This is a genomic window from Streptomyces sp. NPDC020362, assembly GCF_040642095.1.
Lineage (GTDB): Bacteria > Actinomycetota > Actinomycetes > Streptomycetales > Streptomycetaceae > Streptomyces.
This window is the reverse complement of sequence record NZ_JBFAET010000015.1, coordinates 19,355-37,917: the sequence shown is the minus strand read 5'-3', so window position 1 is coordinate 37,917 and position 18,563 is coordinate 19,355. Positions and strand designations below refer to the sequence as shown.

The 18,563-nt window shown below is 70.4% G+C and carries 16 protein-coding genes and 1 pseudogene; 10 read left to right on the top strand and 7 right to left on the bottom strand.

Features of this window, described 5'->3' with window-relative positions; all coding sequences use genetic code 11:
- Positions 1-3: 3 nt before the first annotated feature.
- The 6 genes from cobM to cobC are packed head-to-tail and all read left to right on the top strand — an operon-like array spanning position 4 to position 6,360.
- Positions 4-822: a precorrin-4 C(11)-methyltransferase gene (cobM, locus tag AB0H32_RS09295; RefSeq protein ID WP_361116695.1), complete on the top strand. Its 819-nt coding sequence runs from the start codon at positions 4-6 to the stop codon at positions 820-822.
- The gene (gene cbiE, locus AB0H32_RS09290) at positions 819-2,051 is read left to right on the top strand and encodes a precorrin-6y C5,15-methyltransferase (decarboxylating) subunit CbiE (RefSeq protein ID WP_361116692.1); all 1,233 of its coding nucleotides are present in this window, start codon (positions 819-821) and stop codon (positions 2,049-2,051) included. Before cobM ends, cbiE begins: the two co-directional genes overlap by 4 nt.
- Positions 2,048-3,775 (top strand): precorrin-3B C(17)-methyltransferase, encoded by a 1,728-nt coding sequence (cobJ, locus tag AB0H32_RS09285; protein ID WP_361116689.1) that lies wholly within the window; start codon positions 2,048-2,050, stop codon positions 3,773-3,775. Before cbiE ends, cobJ begins: the two co-directional genes overlap by 4 nt.
- On the top strand, positions 3,772-4,371 hold the full coding sequence (locus tag AB0H32_RS09280) for a precorrin-8X methylmutase (RefSeq protein ID WP_361116686.1): 600 nt from the start codon (positions 3,772-3,774) through the stop codon (positions 4,369-4,371). Before cobJ ends, AB0H32_RS09280 begins: the two co-directional genes overlap by 4 nt.
- Entirely contained in the window at positions 4,368-5,297 is a 930-nt protein-coding gene (locus AB0H32_RS09275) for a sirohydrochlorin chelatase (RefSeq protein WP_361116684.1), read from the top strand. The genes AB0H32_RS09280 and AB0H32_RS09275 overlap by 4 nt, the downstream gene beginning before the upstream one ends.
- A complete protein-coding gene (gene cobC, locus AB0H32_RS09270) occupies positions 5,287-6,360 on the top strand; it encodes an Rv2231c family pyridoxal phosphate-dependent protein CobC (protein ID WP_361116681.1) in 1,074 nt (357 codons plus the stop codon). The genes AB0H32_RS09275 and cobC overlap by 11 nt, the downstream gene beginning before the upstream one ends.
- Before the next feature lie 287 nt (positions 6,361-6,647).
- On the opposite strand, the gene AB0H32_RS09265 is transcribed toward cobC, so the two are convergent.
- The 3 genes and pseudogenes from AB0H32_RS09265 to AB0H32_RS09255 form a co-directional block, all read right to left on the bottom strand.
- Entirely contained in the window at positions 6,648-7,595 is a 948-nt protein-coding gene (locus tag AB0H32_RS09265) for an SCO1860 family LAETG-anchored protein (RefSeq protein ID WP_361116678.1), read from the bottom strand.
- Positions 7,596-7,761: 166 nt separating this feature from the next.
- Complete coding sequence (locus AB0H32_RS09260; RefSeq protein WP_361116675.1) at positions 7,762-8,853, bottom strand: amidohydrolase family protein; 1,092 nt, start codon at positions 8,851-8,853, stop codon at positions 7,762-7,764.
- A 104-nt stretch (positions 8,854-8,957) separates the two neighbouring features.
- Positions 8,958-9,544: pseudogene (locus tag AB0H32_RS09255) on the bottom strand (transposase family protein).
- 242 nt (positions 9,545-9,786) lie between these two features.
- On the opposite strand from AB0H32_RS09255, the gene AB0H32_RS09250 reads away from it, so the two are divergent.
- Together AB0H32_RS09250 and AB0H32_RS09245 are read left to right on the top strand one after the other, a co-directional pair.
- The gene (locus tag AB0H32_RS09250) at positions 9,787-10,107 is read left to right on the top strand and encodes a PadR family transcriptional regulator (RefSeq protein ID WP_069782265.1); all 321 of its coding nucleotides are present in this window, start codon (positions 9,787-9,789) and stop codon (positions 10,105-10,107) included.
- Entirely contained in the window at positions 10,104-10,949 is an 846-nt protein-coding gene (locus AB0H32_RS09245) for a hypothetical protein (RefSeq protein ID WP_361116672.1), read from the top strand. Before AB0H32_RS09250 ends, AB0H32_RS09245 begins: the two co-directional genes overlap by 4 nt.
- Positions 10,950-11,299: 350 nt before the next feature.
- On the opposite strand, the gene AB0H32_RS09240 is transcribed toward AB0H32_RS09245, so the two are convergent.
- The 4 genes from AB0H32_RS09240 to AB0H32_RS09225 all read right to left on the bottom strand — a co-directional run bounded on the left by AB0H32_RS09240 (position 11,300) and on the right by AB0H32_RS09225 (position 16,484).
- Positions 11,300-13,795: a DUF6185 family protein gene (locus tag AB0H32_RS09240; RefSeq protein ID WP_361116669.1), complete on the bottom strand. Its 2,496-nt coding sequence runs from the start codon at positions 13,793-13,795 to the stop codon at positions 11,300-11,302.
- 222 nt (positions 13,796-14,017) lie between these two features.
- The gene (locus tag AB0H32_RS09235; protein ID WP_361116666.1) at positions 14,018-14,812 is read right to left on the bottom strand and encodes an amino acid ABC transporter ATP-binding protein; all 795 of its coding nucleotides are present in this window, start codon (positions 14,810-14,812) and stop codon (positions 14,018-14,020) included.
- Positions 14,809-15,642: an amino acid ABC transporter permease gene (locus AB0H32_RS09230; RefSeq protein WP_361116663.1), complete on the bottom strand. Its 834-nt coding sequence runs from the start codon at positions 15,640-15,642 to the stop codon at positions 14,809-14,811. Before AB0H32_RS09230 ends, AB0H32_RS09235 begins: the two co-directional genes overlap by 4 nt.
- Positions 15,639-16,484: a transporter substrate-binding domain-containing protein gene (locus AB0H32_RS09225; protein ID WP_361116660.1), complete on the bottom strand. Its 846-nt coding sequence runs from the start codon at positions 16,482-16,484 to the stop codon at positions 15,639-15,641. Before AB0H32_RS09225 ends, AB0H32_RS09230 begins: the two co-directional genes overlap by 4 nt.
- Positions 16,485-16,683: 199 nt before the next feature.
- Between AB0H32_RS09225 and AB0H32_RS09220 the strand changes: the two genes are divergently transcribed.
- Entirely contained in the window at positions 16,684-17,784 is a 1,101-nt protein-coding gene (locus tag AB0H32_RS09220) for an aminotransferase class V-fold PLP-dependent enzyme (RefSeq protein WP_361116863.1), read from the top strand.
- A gap of 254 nt (positions 17,785-18,038) precedes the next feature.
- Entirely contained in the window at positions 18,039-18,557 is a 519-nt protein-coding gene (gene ectA / locus AB0H32_RS09215) for a diaminobutyrate acetyltransferase (protein WP_361116657.1), read from the top strand.
- The last annotated feature ends 6 nt before the right edge of the window (positions 18,558-18,563 follow it).

Here is an 18,563-nt window from a genome sequence, read left to right as displayed (position 1 = left end):
CCCATGGCCGATGCCCCCACCGGCAAGGTGACGTTCGTCGGTGCCGGCCCCGGCGCCGCCGATCTGCTGACGTTCCGCGCCGCGCGCGCGATCGCCGAGGCCGACGTGGTGATCTGGGCCGCGAGCCTGGTCCAGGCGGAGGTCCTGGAGCATGCGCGCGAGGACGCGGAGATCCTGGACTCGGCGGCCATGTCCCTGGAGGACGTCGTCGCCGTGTACGAGCGGGCCCGCACCGAGGGGCTGAAGGTGGCCCGTATCCACTCCGGCGACCCGGCGCTGTGGGGCGGCACGCAGGAGCAGGTGGACCGGTGCGCCGAGATCGGGATCGGGACGGAGATCGTGCCCGGTGTCTCGTCCTTCTCCGCCGTCGCCGCGCTCGCGCAGCGCGAGCTGACCGTCCCGGAGGTCGCCCAGTCCGTGATCCTGACCCGGCTGGGCGGCGGCAAGACGCCGATGCCGCCCGGCGAGGAGGTGCGCGAGTTCGCCCGCCACGGCACCACCATGGCGGTCTTCCTGTCGGCGGCGCGCAGCGGCCAGCTGGTGCGCGAGCTGCTGGAGGGCGGCTACCCGACGGACACCCCCGTGGTCGTCGCGTACCAGGCGACCTGGCCCGAGGAACTGGTCGTGAAGTGCACGGTCGGCACGCTGGAGGAGACGGTCAAGGAGCACAAGCTCTGGAAGCACACGCTCTTCCTGGTCGGCCCGGCGCTGGACGCCCACGGGACGCGCTCGCACCTGTACCACCCCGGTCACTTCCACGGGTACCGCAAGGCCGACCCCGAGGCGCGCCGGGCGCTGCGCGAACGGGGTGCGAGCAGTTGATCACCGTCGTCGGTACGGGAACGGGCACACCGGTCCCCCAGGACGTCCTCGCCGGGGCCGCTCTGGTCGTCGGCGGGCGGCGCCATCTGGACGCCGTGCGGCTGCCCGAGGGCACGGAGCGGGTCGTGCTCGGGCCGCTGGGACCCGCCCTGGACGTGATCGGGGAGTACGTCGGCAAGGAGCTGCCGGTACTCGTGCTGGCCTCCGGGGATCCCGGGTTCTTCGGGATCGTGCGGGTGCTGGCCGAGCGGTTCGGGGCCGGGCGGCTGGACGTGCGGCCCGGGGTGTCGTCGGTGGCCACCGCGTTCGCACGGATCGGGCTGCCCTGGGACGACGCGGTCGTGGTCAGTGCGCACGGGCGGGACCTGCGCACGGCCGTCAACGTGTGCCGGGCGCACCCGAAGGCGGCCGTGCTGACCGGGCCGGGCGCGGGCCCCGCCGAGCTGGGGGCCGCGCTCGGCGCGGGCCGTGTCCTCGTCGTGGCGAGCGCGCTCGGCGATCCGGAGCGCGAGCGCGTGGAGCGGGTGACGCCCGCCGAGGCGGCGGCCCGGGACTGGGGTACGGCGGTGAGCGTGGTGCTGTGCCTGGACGAGGAGCGGGCGCTCGGTGCCGTGCGCACGGTCGCGGGGGTGCCCGGGCGGCCGGCCGGCTGGGCCCTGGACGAGAGCGAGTTCGTGCACCGGGACTCGATGATCACCAAGTTCGAGGTGCGGGCCCTGGCACTCGCCCGGCTCGGGCCGCGCCCGGGCGACCTGGTGTGGGACGTCGGCGCGGGCTCGGGTTCGGTGGCCGTGGAGTGCGCACGGCTCGGCGCGGCCGTGGTCGCCGTCGAGAAGGCCGCGGACGGGGTGGAGCGGATCCGTGCCAACGCACACGCCCACGGTGTCGACGTGGACGTGGTGCACGGCGCGGCACCGGCCGCGCTGGAGGGGCTCGACGATCCCGACGCCGTGTTCGTCGGCGGCGGGGGGCGCGAGCTGCCCGCCGTCGTGGGCGCCTGCGCACGCCGGGCGCGGCGGACCGTCGTCGTCGCGATGGCCGCACTCGACCGGGTGCCGGCGGCGCGCGAGGCGCTGACGGGTGCCGGGTTCACCTGTGACGGGGTGCTGGTGCAGTCGTCGCGGCTGGCGCCGCTGCCGGGGGACGTGACCCGGCTGGCGGCGACCAATCCCGTTTTCCTGCTGTGGGGCGTCAGAGCCCCGTCCTCCAGTGAAGGAGTAGCTCAGTGATCGGCCTCATTTCCGCCACCGCGGCGGGGGCGGCGGCGCGCGACCGGCTGGCCGCGGCCTGGCCGGACCGCACGCGGGTGTACGACGGCCCGGTCGGGGAGGCCGTCCGGGCCGCGTTCGCCGACTGCGAGCAGTTGGTGTGTTTCCTGGCGACGGGCGCGACCGTACGGCTGCTCGCGCCGCTGCTCGGCGACAAGGCGGCGGACCCGGGCGTGGTGTGCGTCGACGAGGGCGGCCGGTTCGCGGTGTCGCTGGTCGGCGGGCACGGCGGCGGCGCCAACGAACTCGCCCGCGAGGTGGGCGCGTTGCTGGGGGCCGAGCCGGTGGTGACGACCGCGACGGACGCGGTGGGGCTGCCGGGCCTGGACACCCTCGGTCTCCCGTACGAGGGGTCGGTGGCGACGGTGTCGCGGGCCCTGCTGGACGGCGAGGCGGTCGTCCTGGAGGCCGAGGTGCCGTGGCCGCTGCCGCCGCTGCCGACCGCGCCGCAGGGGCCGTACACGATCCGGCTCACGGACCGGGCCGTCACGCCGGGCGAGCAGGAGGTGCTGCTCCGGCCGCCGTCCCTGGTGGTCGGGGTCGGCGCCTCCAGGGGCGCGCCGGCCGAGGAGGTGCTCGGGCTGGTCGAGGAGGCGCTCGGGGAGGCGGGGCTGTCGGCCCTGTCGGTGGCCGAACTCGCCACCGTGGACGCCAAGTCCGAGGAGCCCGGCATCGTCGCCGCCGCCGAGCGGCTGGGGGTGCCCCTGGTGACGTACCCGGCCGAGGAGCTGGCGGCCGTGGCGGTGCCCCACCCCTCCGACGCGCCGCTCGCGGCCGTCGGCACCCCGTCCGTCGCCGAGGCGGCCGCGCTGGTGCGTGGCGGTGAACTCCTCGTGCCCAAGCGGAAGTCCGTACGGGCGGACGGGCAGCCCGCGATGGCGACCTGCGCCGTCGTACGGCGTCAGGGGCGCGGGCGGCTCGCGGTGGTCGGTCTCGGCCCGGGCGCCCGCGACCTGCTCACCCCGCGTGCGGAGGCCGAACTGCGCCGGGCCTCGGTGCTGGTGGGGCTCGACCAGTACGTCGACCAGATCCGCGACCTGCTGCGGCCCGGCGCCCGGGTGCTGGAGTCGGGGCTCGGCGCGGAGGAGGAGCGGGCCCGCACGGCGGTCGCCGAGGCCCGCAAGGGGCATGCGGTGGCGCTGATCGGCAGCGGGGACGCGGGCGTGTACGCCATGGCCTCCCCCGCGCTCGCCGAGGCGTCCGACGACATCGACGTGGTCGGCGTGCCGGGCGTGACGGCCGCGCTGGCGGCCGGGGCGATCCTGGGCGCGCCGCTGGGCCACGACCACGTGTCGATCAGCCTGTCCGACCTGCACACGCCGTGGGAGGTCATCGAGCGGCGGGTGCGGGCGGCGGCCGAGGCGGACATCGTGGTCACCTTCTACAACCCGCGGTCCCGGGGCCGCGACTGGCAGCTGCCCGAGGCGCTCACGATCCTCGCCGGGCACCGGGAGCCGACGACGCCCGTCGGTGTCGTCCGCAACGCCTCGCGGCCGGACGAGTCGAGCCGGCTGACGACACTGGCCGCGCTCGACCCGGCGACGGTCGACATGATGACGGTCGTGACCGTGGGCAACACGGCGACCCGGGACGTCGCGGGGCGCATGGTGACCCCGCGCGGCTACCGCTGGCAGGAGGCCACATCGACGAGCGGCTCCGCCGCAGGGCAGGAGGACGCCCGGTGAACCCGGAGGCCCGTGTGGTCCATCCCATCGAGCAGGAGTCCTTCCGGCGGCTGCGCACGCGGCTGGACACCTCGCACTTCCCGCCGCTGACCCGGGCGGTGGTGGAGCGGATCATCCACTCCGCCGCCGACCTGGAGTACGCGACCGACCTCGCCATGGACGAGGGCGATCTGGTCACGGCGCATGCCGCGCTGCACGCCGGGGCGCCCGTCGTCGTGGACGTGGAGATGGTCGCGGCCGGTATCACCCGGCGGGAGACCGTGTGCCGGCTGAAGGACGCCGTGTCCGGCCCCGGGCTGACGCGTTCGGCGCATGCCGTCCGGCTCGCGTACGAGCAGGTCGGTCCGGGCGCGCTGTGGGTGATCGGCTGTGCGCCGACCGCCCTGGAGGAGCTGCTGACGCTGGACGCCTCCCCCGCGCTCGTCATCGGCCTGCCGGTCGGTTTCGTCGGCGCGGCCGAGTCCAAAGAGGCGCTGCGCGCGAGCGGGCTGCCCGCCGTGAGCAACGTGTCCGAGAAGGGCGGGTCGGCGGTCGCCGCCGCCGCGCTCAACGCCCTGCTGTACCACCCCCTTTCGCATTCCGAGGAGCAATCGTGACCACCCCGCCGCCCGCCCTGCTCATCGCCGGTCACGGCACCCGGGACGAGGCCGGAGCCGAGGCGTTCCGCGACTTCGTACGGGAGCTGGGCCGGCGCCACCCGGACCTGCCCGTCGCGGGCGGCTTCATCGAGCTGTCCCCGCCGCCGCTGGGAGAGGCCGTCACCGAACTGGTCGAGCGGGGCGTACGACGGTTCGCGGCCGTCCCGCTGATGCTGGTCTCCGCCGGGCACGCCAAGGGGGACATCCCGGCGGCGCTGGCCCGCGAGAAGGAGCGGCACCCGGGGATCTCGTACACCTACGGGCGTCCGCTCGGTCCGCACCCGTCGCTGCTGAACGTGCTGGAGCGGCGGCTGGACGAGGCCCTCGGGGGCGGCGCCCGTACGCCCGAGGACCGGGCCGACGTGACCGTGCTGCTGGTGGGGCGGGGCTCCACCGACCCGGACGCCAACGCCGAGGTGCACAAGGCGGCGCGGTTGCTGTGGGAGGGACGCGGGTACGCCGGGGTGGAGACGGCGTTCGTGTCGCTGGCGGCTCCTGACGTGCCGAGCGGGCTCGACCGGTGCGTGAGGCTGGGGGCGCGCAGGATCGTCGTCCTCCCGTACTTCCTGTTCACCGGGATCCTGCCGGACCGGGTGCGGCAGCAGACGGAGGGCTGGGCGGCCGCGCACCCGGAGGTCGAGGTGCGCTCGGCGGACGTCATCGGGCCCGAGCCGGAGCTGCTGGACCTGGTGATGGAGCGGTACGAGGAGGCCGTCAAGGGCGATCTGCGCATGAACTGCGACTCCTGTGTGTACCGGATCGCGCTGCCGGGCTTCGAGGACAAGGTGGGGCTGCCGCAGCAGCCGCACTTCCACCCGGACGACGACGACCACCACCACGGGCACCATCACCATGGGGGGCACTCGCACAGCCATGCGCACTGAGGACACCGGGGGCACCGGAGACATCGGAGACGACCTGCGCCATCACGGGGACGTCGAGGTCCGTGACGACGGGGCCGGGCTGGTCGACCTCGCGGTCAACGTCCGCGCGGACACTCCGCCGGCCTGGCTGCGGGAGGAGATCACCCCGTCCCTGTCGTCGCTCGCGGCCTACCCGGACGGGCGGGCCGCACGGGCGGCGGTGGCGGCGCGGCACGGGCTGCCGGTGGAGCGGGTGCTGCTGACGGCCGGAGCGGCGGAGGCGTTCGTGCTGCTGGCACGGGCGCTGAAGGTGCGGCGGCCGGTGGTGGTGCATCCGCAGTTCACCGAGCCGGAGGCGGCGCTGCGGGATGCGGGGCACACCGTGGACCGGGTGCTGCTGCGGGAGGCGGACGGCTTCCGGCTCGATCCGGCGGCCGTCCCGGAGGACGCCGATCTCGTGGTGGTCGGGAACCCGACGAACCCGACGTCGGTGCTGCATCCGGCTGCCGCGATCGCCGGACTCGCCCGTCCGGGGCGGACCCTGGTGGTCGACGAGGCGTTCATGGACGCGGTGCCGGGTGAGCGGGAGGCGCTCGCCGGGCGCACCGATGTGCCCGGGCTCGTCGTGCTGCGGAGCCTGACCAAGACATGGGGACTGGCCGGGCTGCGGATCGGGTACGTGCTGGCTCCTTCGGAGATCATCGCCGAGTTGGAGCGGGCCCAGCCGTTGTGGCCGGTGTCGACGCCGGCGCTGGCCGCGGCCCGGGCGTGCATGGCGCCGCGGGCGTTGGCGGAGGCGGCGCATGCGGCGCACCGGATTGCCGCGGACCGGGCCCATCTGGTGGCGGGGCTGTCCGCGTTCGCGTCCCGCGGGGTGCGGGTGGCCGAGCCTGCGGAGGGACCGTTCGTGCTGGTCCGTATGCCCGATGCCGCTGGAGTACGGCGGCGGCTGCGGGGCCTGGGTTACGCGGTGCGGCGTGGGGACACGTTTCCGGGGCTCGGTGAGGGATGGGTGCGGGTGGCTGTGCGGGACCGGGCTACGGTGGGCGGGTTCTTGCAGGCACTGTCGGCTGCCCTGCCGTAGTTTTTCCAGCCCGCCCGTCCCGGTCAGCCGAAGAGGCACCGTCCAAGTCCCCCCGGCCTTCCTCGGCTGAGGAGGCACCGTCCCCAGCCGACTCGGCCGGCCTCGGCGGAAAAGGCACCGTCCCAGCCGGCTTTCGGCCCGCCTCGGCCGGGAACGCGCCGTCCGAGCCGACTCGGCCGGGACCGGTTGAAAAGGCGCCGTCCTGACCGACTCGGCCCGCCTCGGCCGAGAGGCGCCGTCCGTGGGGGCTTGGTCGGGACGGGCGGCGCCTGGGGGTCTGCCGCTCGTCAGCTCCTGCGGCGGCGTGCCACCGCCACCGCTCCGCCGCCCACCAGCACCAGCACCAGCGCGCCGCCCGCGATGTACGGCGTCGCCGGGTTGCCGCCCGTCTCCGCAAGGTCGGCACGGGAGCCCTGGGGCTTCGTGCCGGGAGCCGTGTCGGCCTTCGCGGGAGCGTCCTGGGGCTTGGTGCCGGCGGCCGGGTCGTGGCTCGGCACCGGGTGCCCGGTGGGCGGGGCCGAGGGCGACTCGCAGGTCGCCTTGGCCAGAGTGATCGTTCCTTCAACCTCGGCCACGTTGAGCCTCAACGGGTTGACGGAGACCTTGAGTTCGAGGGCGGTCGCGGCTGCCGTGCGGGATGTGCTGCTGCGCCGGGAGAGGTCGAGGCGGACCTCTCCGACGCCGGGCACCTTCACGTCGGTCGGCCCGCCGGCGGTCAGCGTGACGCGCTTGCCGAGGACCGTGACGGTGCCGAGGACGTTCGCGGCAGCGACCGGCCGCTTCCCCGCCGCACAGGTCGCCTTCGCGGTGACCGTGCCGACCTCCACGAGGGAGAGCAGGGGCAGGCCGGGGACGTGCAGCCTGGCGTGGGCGACGCGGACCGAGCCCTCGGCGAGCCTGCTGTTCACCGTGGCTCTGGACTGCGCGACCTCCGCGCCGAGGACCGTGAACGGCCTGCCGCCGTTCACGCCGTCGAGCCGGGCCGTCAGCGCGGTCTTCTCGGCGCTCTCGGGTGCCCGGACCTCGTCGAGGGTGACCGCGAGCGGGACGTTCACGGTCTTGTTGAGCAGGGACACGTCGAGCCCGGTACGAAGCACGACGGCGGAGGCGCGACCGTGGTCACCGGTCGCGTGCGCGGCGCCCGCGCCCAGGACCGCGGGACCTGCGGCCAGGGCGGTGACCGTCGCGACCGTGGCGAGACGGCGTGCGGGCATGCGGAAGTTCTTGCTGTTCAAGGCGGGGACCCCCAGACGGAACATGCTTGGGACCCGTCAACTTTGTACGCACTGTGGGTGAACGGTCAGCGATCCTGCGTTACTTCACTCCATCGTGGAGATTCCGCACGGGTTTTCGGAACACGGGGCACATGCGTTCCTCCGGCCCGCCCGGCGCATCCCCCCGCTACTCCACCACTCGGCCGTTCAGCACCACCCGGCGCGGCGCCGCCAGCACCCGCACGTCGGCCCGCGGGTCGGACTCGTACACCACCAGATCGGCCGGTGCACCCTCCTCCAGGCCCGGGCGGCCCAGCCAGGCCCGGGCGCCCCAACTGGTTGCCGACAGCGCCTCGACGGGCGGGATGCCCGCCGTGACGAGTTCGGCAACCTCTCCCGCCACCAGGCCGTGGGCCAGCGAGCCGCCCGCGTCCGTGCCGACGTAGACCGGGATGCCTGCGTCGTACGCGCCGCGCACGGTGTCGTAGCGCCGATCGTGGAGCCGGCGCATGTGCGCCGACCAGCGCGGGTACTTGGTCTCGCCGCCGGCCGCCAGCTGCGGGAACGTGGCGATGTTGACCAGGGTCGGGACGATCGCGACGCCACGCTCGGCGAACAGCGGGATCAGGTCCTCGGTGAGGCCGGTCGCGTGCTCGATGCAGTCGATGCCCGCCTCGACCAGGTCGCGCAGGGAACTCTCGGCGAAGCAGTGCGCGGTGACGCGGGCGCCGAGGCGGTGGGCCTCGGCGATCGCCGCCCCGAGCGCCTCGCGCGGCCAGCAGGCGGAGAGGTCGCCGAGGTCGCGGTCGATCCAGTCGCCGACCAGTTTGACCCAGCCGTCGCCGCGCCGGGCCTCCTGGGCGACGTACGCGACGAGGTCGTCCGGCTCGATCTCGTGGGCGTAGTTGCGCATGTAGCGGCGGGTGCGGGCGATGTGCCGGCCGGCCCGGATTATCTTCGGGAGGTCGTCGCGGTCGTCGACCCAGCGGGTGTCGGAGGGCGAGCCCGCGTCGCGGATCAGCAGGGTGCCGGTCTCCCGGTCGGTCAGCGCCTGCTTCTCGGCGGTGGCCGCGTCGACCGGGCCGTCCGCGCCCAGGCCCACATGGCAGTGGGCGTCGACCAGGCCGGGCAGGGCCCAGCCCTCGACGGTCCGGATGTCACGGACGCCGGCGGGGCGGTCGTAGGAGACGCGGCCCCCGACCACCCACAGCTCGTCGCGGACGTCCTCGGGTCCCGCGAGGACCCGGCCCTTCACGTGCAGCACCGCGTGATCGCTCATACCAGGCACCTTAGTGAGCCGGGGCCCGGTCCGGTGAGGGAGCCTGGCGGTTTGGTTCGGATCATCCGATCGTCGGTCCAGGCATGCCGTCGAGTGAAGCTTTCTCATCCTGATCGCCAGGCGGTCTCGATGGTGTGAACGGCGGCGACGGTCCGGCTGATCCGGTTCGGGCTGCAGCGGGCCTTGCGGAAGATCCACCATTGCTCTGGACGGGCGAGGGCTCGCTCGCCGGGTGCCCGCAGCCGAGCGTGGTCCCGGTTGAACCGGGCGCACTTCTCGGGTGGGTCGCGGCCGTAGGGGGTGCGGACCGTTGCGCCGGCCCCGCGGTACGCGCGGTCGGCGAGCACCAGGATCTGCCTGGTCAGGTCATGGTGGTGCAGCGCGTCCAGCAGGGTGGGAGCGTGATCGGCCAGGACGTCGACGGCCTCGGTCACATACCGGCCGACGGTGGCCGTGGAGACGCCGAACCCGACTCCCACCTGCTGCAGTGTCTCGTTCTTGCGCAGGTGCACCAGCACGAGGGCGGCTTGCCGGAAGCAGCTCAGCCGCCGCCAGCGCGAGCGCAGTTCACGCCTTCCGGCGCAGATGAGCCAGGAGACGTACTCGACGACCTCGTGCGGGACGTCGAGCATGGCTCGATACGGGACCAACAGGGCTCCGCTGTCCGGGCGTTGATGAGTGGGATCATCAGCCGGACGACCAGGAGCCCTGCCACGTCACGAACCCCCATCAGCCCCGAACCTCGGGACGAGAAGGGTTTCACTGAGGCGGCACGCCGGGGGCCAGGTGGATCTGCCGCTGGTCAGCGAGGCCTCCACGGTGGGCGGGGCGCCGCGAGAGTCATCGCGCCCGGGTCCTGCCGGACTCGACTAGTACTACGTACGACGCAGTATCGTATAACGTAGTAGTCGGGGGGGATGAAGGAGGTGCCTGATGCCGCGTCAACGGGACCGTGTCGGATGGGCGGAACCCGCGTTGCTGATCCTGGCCAGCCTGGCCGACGGCCCCAAGCACGGCTACGCGATCACCAAGGACGTCGAGGAGCAGACGTCCATCAGGCTGGGGCCGGGCACGTTGTATGCCGCCATCGCGCGGCTGGAGGAAAGCGGCCTGGTCGCGCCGCTGGACGAGGACGAGCGCCGGCGGCCCTACCGCATCACCGCGGAAGGCCAGACCGTGCTCGACGACAGGCTCCGGGCGATGGCTCGCTTCGCACGCACCGGGTTGACCCGACTGGGGGTGGCAAACGCGTGATCAACATGGCGGCCCGGGTGGCTCTGCGGTCATACCCTCCCTCGTTCCGGGAGCGCTACGGTTGCGAGCTCGAAGCACTGGTCGAGGACACCGGCGCCGGCCCGAGCATCGTCGCGGACCTTCTTGTCGGCGCGCTGCGGGCATGGCTTCGCCCGGTGATGCCCGAAGAGTCCGCCGAACGGCGCCGGCGCCGCATGCAGGCAAGCGTCGCCACCACCTGGGTCACCTGGTGCGCCGCACTGTATGCCCTGCCGATGCTGGGCTTCATCCTGTCCGAGGAACCCAGGCTGACTCCGGACCTGGTGCGCCGACTGCTCGACGTTGCTCAGTACGCCATGTACGGCGCTGGGCTCATCCTGCTGGCCGGCGCCCTCGCCCTCCTCGCGGAAACCTCCAGAACCGGCAACCGGGCCGCGTGGCGCCCGCTGGTGGCTCTTGCCCCGACGCTGCCCACGTGGCTGATCGCGCCGCTCCTCCTGGCGTACGCCTCCATCGACCCGATCTCCTATTGGGTCGGAGCCTTGGCGGTGCTCGGGCCGGCAGCGTTCCTCATCACCATGGCGGTGGCACCGGCCGTTGCCGTCACCCGGTGCCGACCATCTGCCAAGGTCTTGCGGCTGCTTGCCCTGTCCGGGGTTGCGGTGGCGTTCGCCGTGACGACGACAGGCATCGCCTGCGTCGCGGCGTTGACCATGAATACCGATGACGCGGCCCAGCTGGTCACGATGCCCATACTCGCCGTCACCGTTGCCGCTTCCACAGCAGCCCTGGTCAGCTCCGGTCGCGGCGCCAAGGCCGCACTCCACAAGGAGCACCCGGTGGATCTTGGTGGTGACGTGTGAGTGACGCTGCGATGCTCCCGCTCCAGGGCGTGCGACGAGTCCTTTTCGCTTTCTGGCCCGAGACGCCATCCGCCTGTCGTTCACGGGATCGTCAGGGGTCTGGCGCTTTCCGGACGACTGTCTGACCGATACGGGACCAACAGGGCTCCTGCGTCCGGGCGTTGATGAGTGAGATCACCAACCGAACGACCAGGAGCCCTGCCGCGTCACGCCCCCACCAGCCCATCGTCATCAGCCTTGAACCACAGGATGAGAAGGGTTCAGTGACGCACAGCGGGCTGGAATCGAGCCCTTGCTTCCCGACAATCGGCTGCGGATGCCGGCCGCCGACGGCACGTGGGAGCGGGTGTTCACCGCGGAGGCGGCGCCATGGGGCCACCTTCTCGGAGGGTCTTCCAGACTGTGGCGAGAGCCACGAGCTGCGCGAGGAAGAACGCCACCGAGGCAATACGCATCTGGTAGATGTACATGATGAGGCTTGCGCTGGTGGGCCAGTACCGCCGGTCGCTCTGGAATGTTTGCACATCCATGATCAAGCCGGTGAATGTCATCACCGACGTGAAGGTGGCAATAGTGGCAATCGCTCCCTGAACGCTCTGGCCGATGAGCCCACTGAGGAGCCAGTGAACACAGATGGGGATTGCGAACACGATAGCGACATAAAATGCCTTCGTCGGCCCGTGACGGCCGGGCAGGGTACGCCAGAGTGCACCGAGGAAGAAACCACCGACCACCCAGGTGATATGCACCAAGAAGATTTCTTGAACGACTGAAAGAAATCCGACCGAGTCTTGCACATTGGTTGCCCAAGCACTATTTCTGACCAAGTCGATCCAATACATCAGCCCGGTAGCAGGCAGGCCGACTACGCAGGCGATGATCGCACACCTGCAGGCATTTTCCCACCACGTGGCCATGGGGCCGCACGCGAAGGCTACGTCAATAGGCCTCACCCCTTCGGGCAAGCACTGGTCGAGCTGATCGATTTCCCGCTCGATCGATTCGCGAGTTACCGCAGGGTCGGCGGAGCTTCCCGAGCCGGCATGATGAAGCCGATCCTGGAGTTCCCGATAATGCCGCACCATGCGCAACACTTCTGATCGATCGGTCTCCGCAATTACTTGCCCCAGGGGGCGGTCGCCTGCGGAGGGTTGCTGCAGTACCGCCTTGGCCCCCGAAAAGGAGAGCAGCGCCCAGGCGGAGAAAAGACCGAGAATCAAGGTGAGAATGTAGCCAGAGATTCCGAAGTACTGATTGAAACCGGGAAGCACGACCAGCACAAAGAGAACCACGAGGATAAACTTCTCCGACTCGGTCGGCGTGAACGAACTCCCCTCCTTTCGTTCGGTGCGGCATACGCGAAGGGCTCCGAACAGCGCCAGCGTAGTCAAGGCGAGCGAGACGCAATCCGACAGAATCGGCAGTGCACGCCCCGGGAAGTCCCACCACCACAAATCGTATTGTGCATGCAGGCTGTACGTGTAGGTCGACCATTTGGTATCAGCAAGCCAGCTAATTCGATCCCAGTCTCGCCAAAAGGCAAGAAATACCCACAGGATGGTCAGCACCGAAAAACCAGCAGAAATCGCTGCCGCGGGCCATGACAGTGGCCCACCCACATTCATTAACAGGACCCGTCGCCCGGCCGAGATTGCACCCACACAGACCACGAAAATCGCCGCCACATACGCGATCATCACAAGCCAGGACCCGGTCGAGGAAAGCACAACATCACTTACGGGCAACAGTGCATATTCTGACACTTCAGAAGCGATGGAAATACCGGCAATAGCGAAGACCAGCAGGCAAGCAACGGCAACCAAGGACTTCTGCGGCTTCCCGAAGAGGCACAAAATGAGCCCGACGAGCATCAGTGAGAACAAGTACATGGTCGTCGAGTAGTCATGGAACCACGAAAAACGATCGACCACGAAGCGAAAAATATTGTCACCCATGTAGACGAGCACCCCGAGGAACACCTGCAGGAACGCCAATGAGCGCATTGTCGCGAAGGTCTTTTCCTCGTCACCGGTCGGATGTTCCCCAGCCCCCTGTCGAAGCCTTCTGGCCGCGACGAGCAGGAGAACACCTGTAGCGACGTAAAAGACTACCGATGACGCACTGAAGAGTCCCAGGGCCTCCCAAGCCTGATTCTCTGAAAGTGTGAGCGCGTCCCACTGCTGGGCCGTAGGTGGGCGAAATCGGACCCTGAAGCCGGTCGGTTTCTTGTTGTGCCAGCTCAGTAAGGTGCCGTCTTTGCCGGTGGCGGAGGCCGGGGTGACGGAGGTCGCCCTGGGCCCGCCCGTGCGGACCTGCACATCTTCCCATGCCGCCCGGGAAAGACTCGCCGGGGGCTCCAATTGGATGTCCCAAAGCCCCTTTCCCGCCACCAGTTTCCACGGTCCGACCCGATACGTGTCGAGGGTTTGCACCCATGCGACAGCCTCGTAGTGAACCACCACCTCTTTTCCATCCGCATTCACCGATAGTGGCTTCAAGCGCAACTCGTCCGGGTCATAGAAAACGTCTTCCGAAACCTTCCCTAAAAGGCAGCGCAGCACTTGACGATAGCGAGACGCGTGAGTGTCCAGAAGTAGATCCGATGCGCGTCCCCAACCCGCCGGGATCTTGATTTCCATCACGCTTGTGACCGAGCTGTAGTCACGGCCTCGGTGATCGAATTCCGCCGATGCGGTGACGTGGACGCCACGAAGCCGCTCAACACCGCAGGATTCAGCCTGATATGCCTCTGCGGCATACGGACGACCCGCACCGGTGGCCCCGAAAAGGACAGTCAGCAGGAGCACTGACAGCAGGATCGGCACGGAACGTCTGCGGCGGGTCACCACCCCAGGATCTTCCTGCCGAAGTCGTCGGGCTTTCGGTGGCGCGGCAGGACCAAAGAGGTTCACTCCGACAGCGGATGCCGCCCACCCGCGACAAACGGCACTCACGCGCACCGAACCGCCGGCCTTTCGATGCCCCCATCCGCCGTGTCCAAATACCGCACGCGGGCCGACGGCGACCTGCAAACAGGCCCCTGGAAACGGGCCCCTGGAAGTAACGCCCTAGGCCTCGGTCCGGCCCGCCCGGTCCGCGGCCCCCTCCTCCACCTCGGCCATCGCCGGGTCGAGCAGGCGGGACAGGAAGTGGCGGGTGCGCTCGTGCCGGGGGCTGCCGATGACCTGGTCGGGGGCGCCGTCCTCGACGATCACGCCGCCGTCCATGAAGACGACCCGGTCGGCGACCTCGCGGGCGAAGGTCATCTCGTGGGTGACGACCATCATCGTCATGCCCTCCTCGGCGAGCCTGCGCATCACCGCGAGGACGTCCCCGACCAGCTCGGGGTCGAGCGCGGAGGTCGGCTCGTCGAAGAGCATCACCTCGGGGCCCATGGCGAGCGCCCGCGCGATGGCCACCCGCTGCTGCTGGCCGCCGGACAGGGAGGACGGGTAGGCGTCCGCCTTCTCCGACAGGCCGACGCGGCGGAGGTTCTCGGCGGCGGTCTTCGCCGCGCTCGCCCTGTCCCGCTTGAGGACCCGCCGCTGGGGCAGCGTGAGGTTCTCGGTGACGCTCAGGTGCGGGAAGAGGTTGAACTGCTGGAAGACCATGCCGATGCGGCGGCGTACGGCGTCGATGTCGACGTCGGGGTCGGTCACCTCGGTGCCGCCGACGAAGACCTGGCCCTTGGTGGGCTCCTCCAGCAGGTTGACGCAGCGCAGCAGGGTCGACTTGCCGGAACCGGAGGGGCCGATGACGCAGACGACCTCGCCCTGGCCGATCTCCAGGTCGATGCCGCGCAGGACGTGGTTGTCCCCGAAGGACTTGTGCAGGTCGCGTACCTGGATCTCCGGGCGGCTCACCGGATCGCCTCCTGGGACTTGGACTCCATGCGGCGCACGACGAAGCTGAGCGGGATCGTGACCAGCAGGTAGCACAGGCCCGCGACCAGGATCGGCGTGGAGTTGGCGGTCGTACTGGCCAGATCGCGGCCGTACTTGGACAGTTCGCGCTCCTCCAGGGTGACGCCGAGGAAGAGCACCAGCGAGGAGTCCTTGAAGAGCAGGACGAGTTCGTTGGTCAGCGGGGGCAGGATGATCCGGAAGGCCTGCGGCAGGATGATCGAGACCATGGCCCGGGCGGGCGAGAAGCCCAGCGAACGGGCCGCCTCCATCTGCCCCTTGGGCACGGCCTGGATGCCTGCGCGGATCGTCTCCGCCATGTACGCGGCCGAGACCAGGCCGAGTGCGAGGGCGACCTTGCCGTAGGTGCCGCCGGGGATCTCCGTGCCCGGGAAGGCCAGGGGCACGGCGACACCGACGAAGATGAAGATCAGCAGGGCGGGCAGGCCGCGGAAGATCTCGATGTAGACGCTCGCGACCCAGCGGTAGGGCCCCACCGAGGACAGCCGCATCAGCGCGATGGCCATGCCGAGGACGAGCCCGACGACGAAGCCGGACAGCGTGTAGAGCACGGTGTTCTTCAGCGCCAGCGTGATGACGTCCGGGAACATCTGCCTGGCGATGGCGCCCTGCGCGAACTGGTTCTGCAGCCGGCCCCAGTCCGCCGTAACCGCGAGGGCAATCACGGCGGCGGCGAAGACGACGTACTGCACGCCACGGGACAGCCGGCGCTTCTGGCGCCGGGTCAGTCCCTTCTTCGTCGGCTGGAGTCGTACGTCGGTTTCGGTCATGAGGCGGCGGGAGAAGCGGCGGAGGCGTTGTACGGGCCGATCCACTGCTCGTAGATCTTCTTGTAGGTGCCGTCGGCCTTGGCCTGCTTGATGGCCTTGTTGATGGCGTCACGCAGGGCGGTGTTGCCCTTCTTCACCGTGAAGCCGTACTGCTCGCCGGTCTTGAGGTTGTCGACGACCTTGAACGCGTCCGCGTTGGCCTTGTCCTTCAGCCAGCCCTGGACGACCGGGTAGTCGATGACGACCGCCTGGACCTGGCCGGTGCGCAGGCCGTTGAGGACCGCGTCGGAGGACTCGAAGGAGATCGGGTCGAAGCCCTTGCCCTTGACGTAGTCCTCGCCGGTGGTCTGCGCCTGGGCGCCGAGCTTCTTGCCCTTGGCCTTGACGTCCGCGAGGGAGGTGATGCCGCTCTTCTTGTCGACCAGGACGGCCTGGGTGGCCTCGAAGTACGGGTCGGAGAAGTCGACGTTCTTCTTGCGCTCGGCGGTGATGGTCATGCCTGCGGCGGCCAGGTCGCACTCGCCGGAGTTCAGGAACGCGCCCGTCTTGAAGTTCTCGAACGGCGTGTCGAGGATCTGCTGCTTGACGCCCAGGTCCTTGGCGACCAGGTCGATCAGGGAGACGTCGAAGCCCTGCACCTTGCCGTTGATCTCCGACTGGAACGGCGGGTAGGGCAGGTGGGTGCAGGTGGTCAGCCGACCGGCCTTGGCGAGGTGGACCCCCTTGACGGTGGTCTTGCCGCTCCCCCCGTTGTCCGAGGAGCAGCCGGCCACGAGCGCGAGCCCGGCCGTCACGGTGATGGCTGCCAGAACGCGGGTCCGGCGCCCGAGGAGCGTTTTCATGGAGGGGATCTCCCTGTGGGGGACTGTGGGTTCCGATTATAAGGAGATGTTTGAGTTCCTCAAACCAATCCCATGGCTTCGAGGCTGCCCGACCTAAGAACTCGCCGTTCTCCGGGGCGATCGAGGGCGGGAGTTACGCTCGTCACCGTCGGCCCCGGGCCGGCTCCCGTGGACCCTCGTGAGCGAAGAGAGCACCGCTGTGACGCACCCGTTCCTCGACCTGCCCCCACTGAGTGCCGAGCGCTTCGCCGCCATCGCGGACCGGGTGGCCCGGCTGCTGGACACCCGGCAGGACGTGGTGATCACGCAGGGCGAGGCGCTGCTGCCGCTGGAGGGTGCGATCCGCGCGGCGGCCGGTCCCGGCACGACCGCACTGAACGTGATCACGGGCCCGTACGGGCAGACCTTCGGCGACTGGCTCCGGGACTGCGGCGCGACGGTGCACGACCTGTCCGTCCCGTTCCACACGGCGGTGACGGCCGAGCGGATCCGGGAGGCCTTCGCCGAGCACCCGGAGATCGACTTCGTCTCGCTCGTCCACGCGGAGGCGGCGACCGGCAACACCAACCCGGTCGCGGAGATCGGCGAGGCGGTGCGGGAGCACGGCGCGCTGTTCTACCTGGACGCGGTCGCCTCCGTCGGGGCGGAGCCGGTGCTGCCGGACGCGTGGGGTGTGGACCTGTGCGTGATCGGGGCCCAGAAGGCGATGGGCGGCCCGGCGGGCGTGTCGGCGATCTCGGTGAGCGAGCGGGCGTGGTCCCGCATGGCGGCCAACCCGAACGCCCCGCGCCGCTCCTACCTCTCCCTCCTCGACTGGAAGGAGCGCTGGATCGACGGCGGCCGCAAGGCCCTGCTGCATGCCCCGGCCCAGCTGGAGATGCTGGCCCTGGAGGCCTGCCTGGAGCGGATCGAGGCGGCGGGCCTGGAGACGGTGATGGCCCGGCACCGCGGCGCCGCACTGGCGGTGCGCGCCGGCGCGGTGGCTCTGGGCGGCGGCCTGGAGCCGTACGTGCACGAACAGAGCGAAGCGGCGCCGGTCGCGACGACCCTGCGCGTCCCTGCCGGGCTCGTGGCCTCCGAGCTGGTGGCCCGGGCCCTGGAGAGCGACCCGACGCTGCCGCTCGCCGCGGGCGGGGGCGCCCTGGCCAAGGAGATGATCCGGGTCAACCACTACGGCCCCGACGCCGCCCCGGATGCCGTGCACCGCTCCCTGTCGGCCCTGGGAACCGCTCTCGCCGAGCGCGGGCTGACGGTGGACCTGGAGGGGGCGCGTCGCGCGGCGGACGGCGCCCGGCAATAAACGACTCGAATTCAAATCGGATTCACAATTCCTGCGAATTCATTGGGTGATAGCTCCCCGTATTCTTCTGCCCGCTTTTTGCGAGGCTAAACAACAAGGTTTCGCATGGATTTACCGGGCTGTGACGCACTCCACAACAGGGGTGTTTTGTCATGATTTACCATGGGCCATCTCGGACATATCGTTAACCTCGACTCCCATCACGGTCCTCCCCGCCGTGCATTTCTGAATTTGCCTCGCTAAATTCGTGCCGCATGACTGCCGCACAAGCAGACCTGTTCATCGACCGACCGACGGTGGCCGACGGGGCCGCGCTCTGGCGCATGGCCAAGGACTCGAAAACCCTCGACCTGAACTCCTCGTACAGCTATCTGCTGTGGTGCCGGGACTTCGCCGCCACCTCGGCGGTGGCGCGCGGCACGGACGGCGAGCCCGTCGGTTTCGTCACCGGGTACGTGCGGCCCGACCGTCCCCGCACCCTGCTCGTCTGGCAGATCGCCGTCGACGCCGCCCACCGGGGGCGCGGCCTCGCCGCCGCGCTGCTGGACGGGCTGACCGCCCGGCTCGCCGGCGAGTACGGGATCACCGGGGTCGAGACCACCATCACCCCCGGCAACACGGCCTCCGAGCGCCTGTTCACCTCGTTCGCCGCCCGGCACGGCGCGGACCTCGACCGCGAGGTGCTGTTCCCGGCCGACCTGTTCCCGGACGGCCCGCACGATCCCGAAGTCCTGTACCGCATCGGCCCGCTGACACCCTCCACCGCCCTCTGAGGAGCG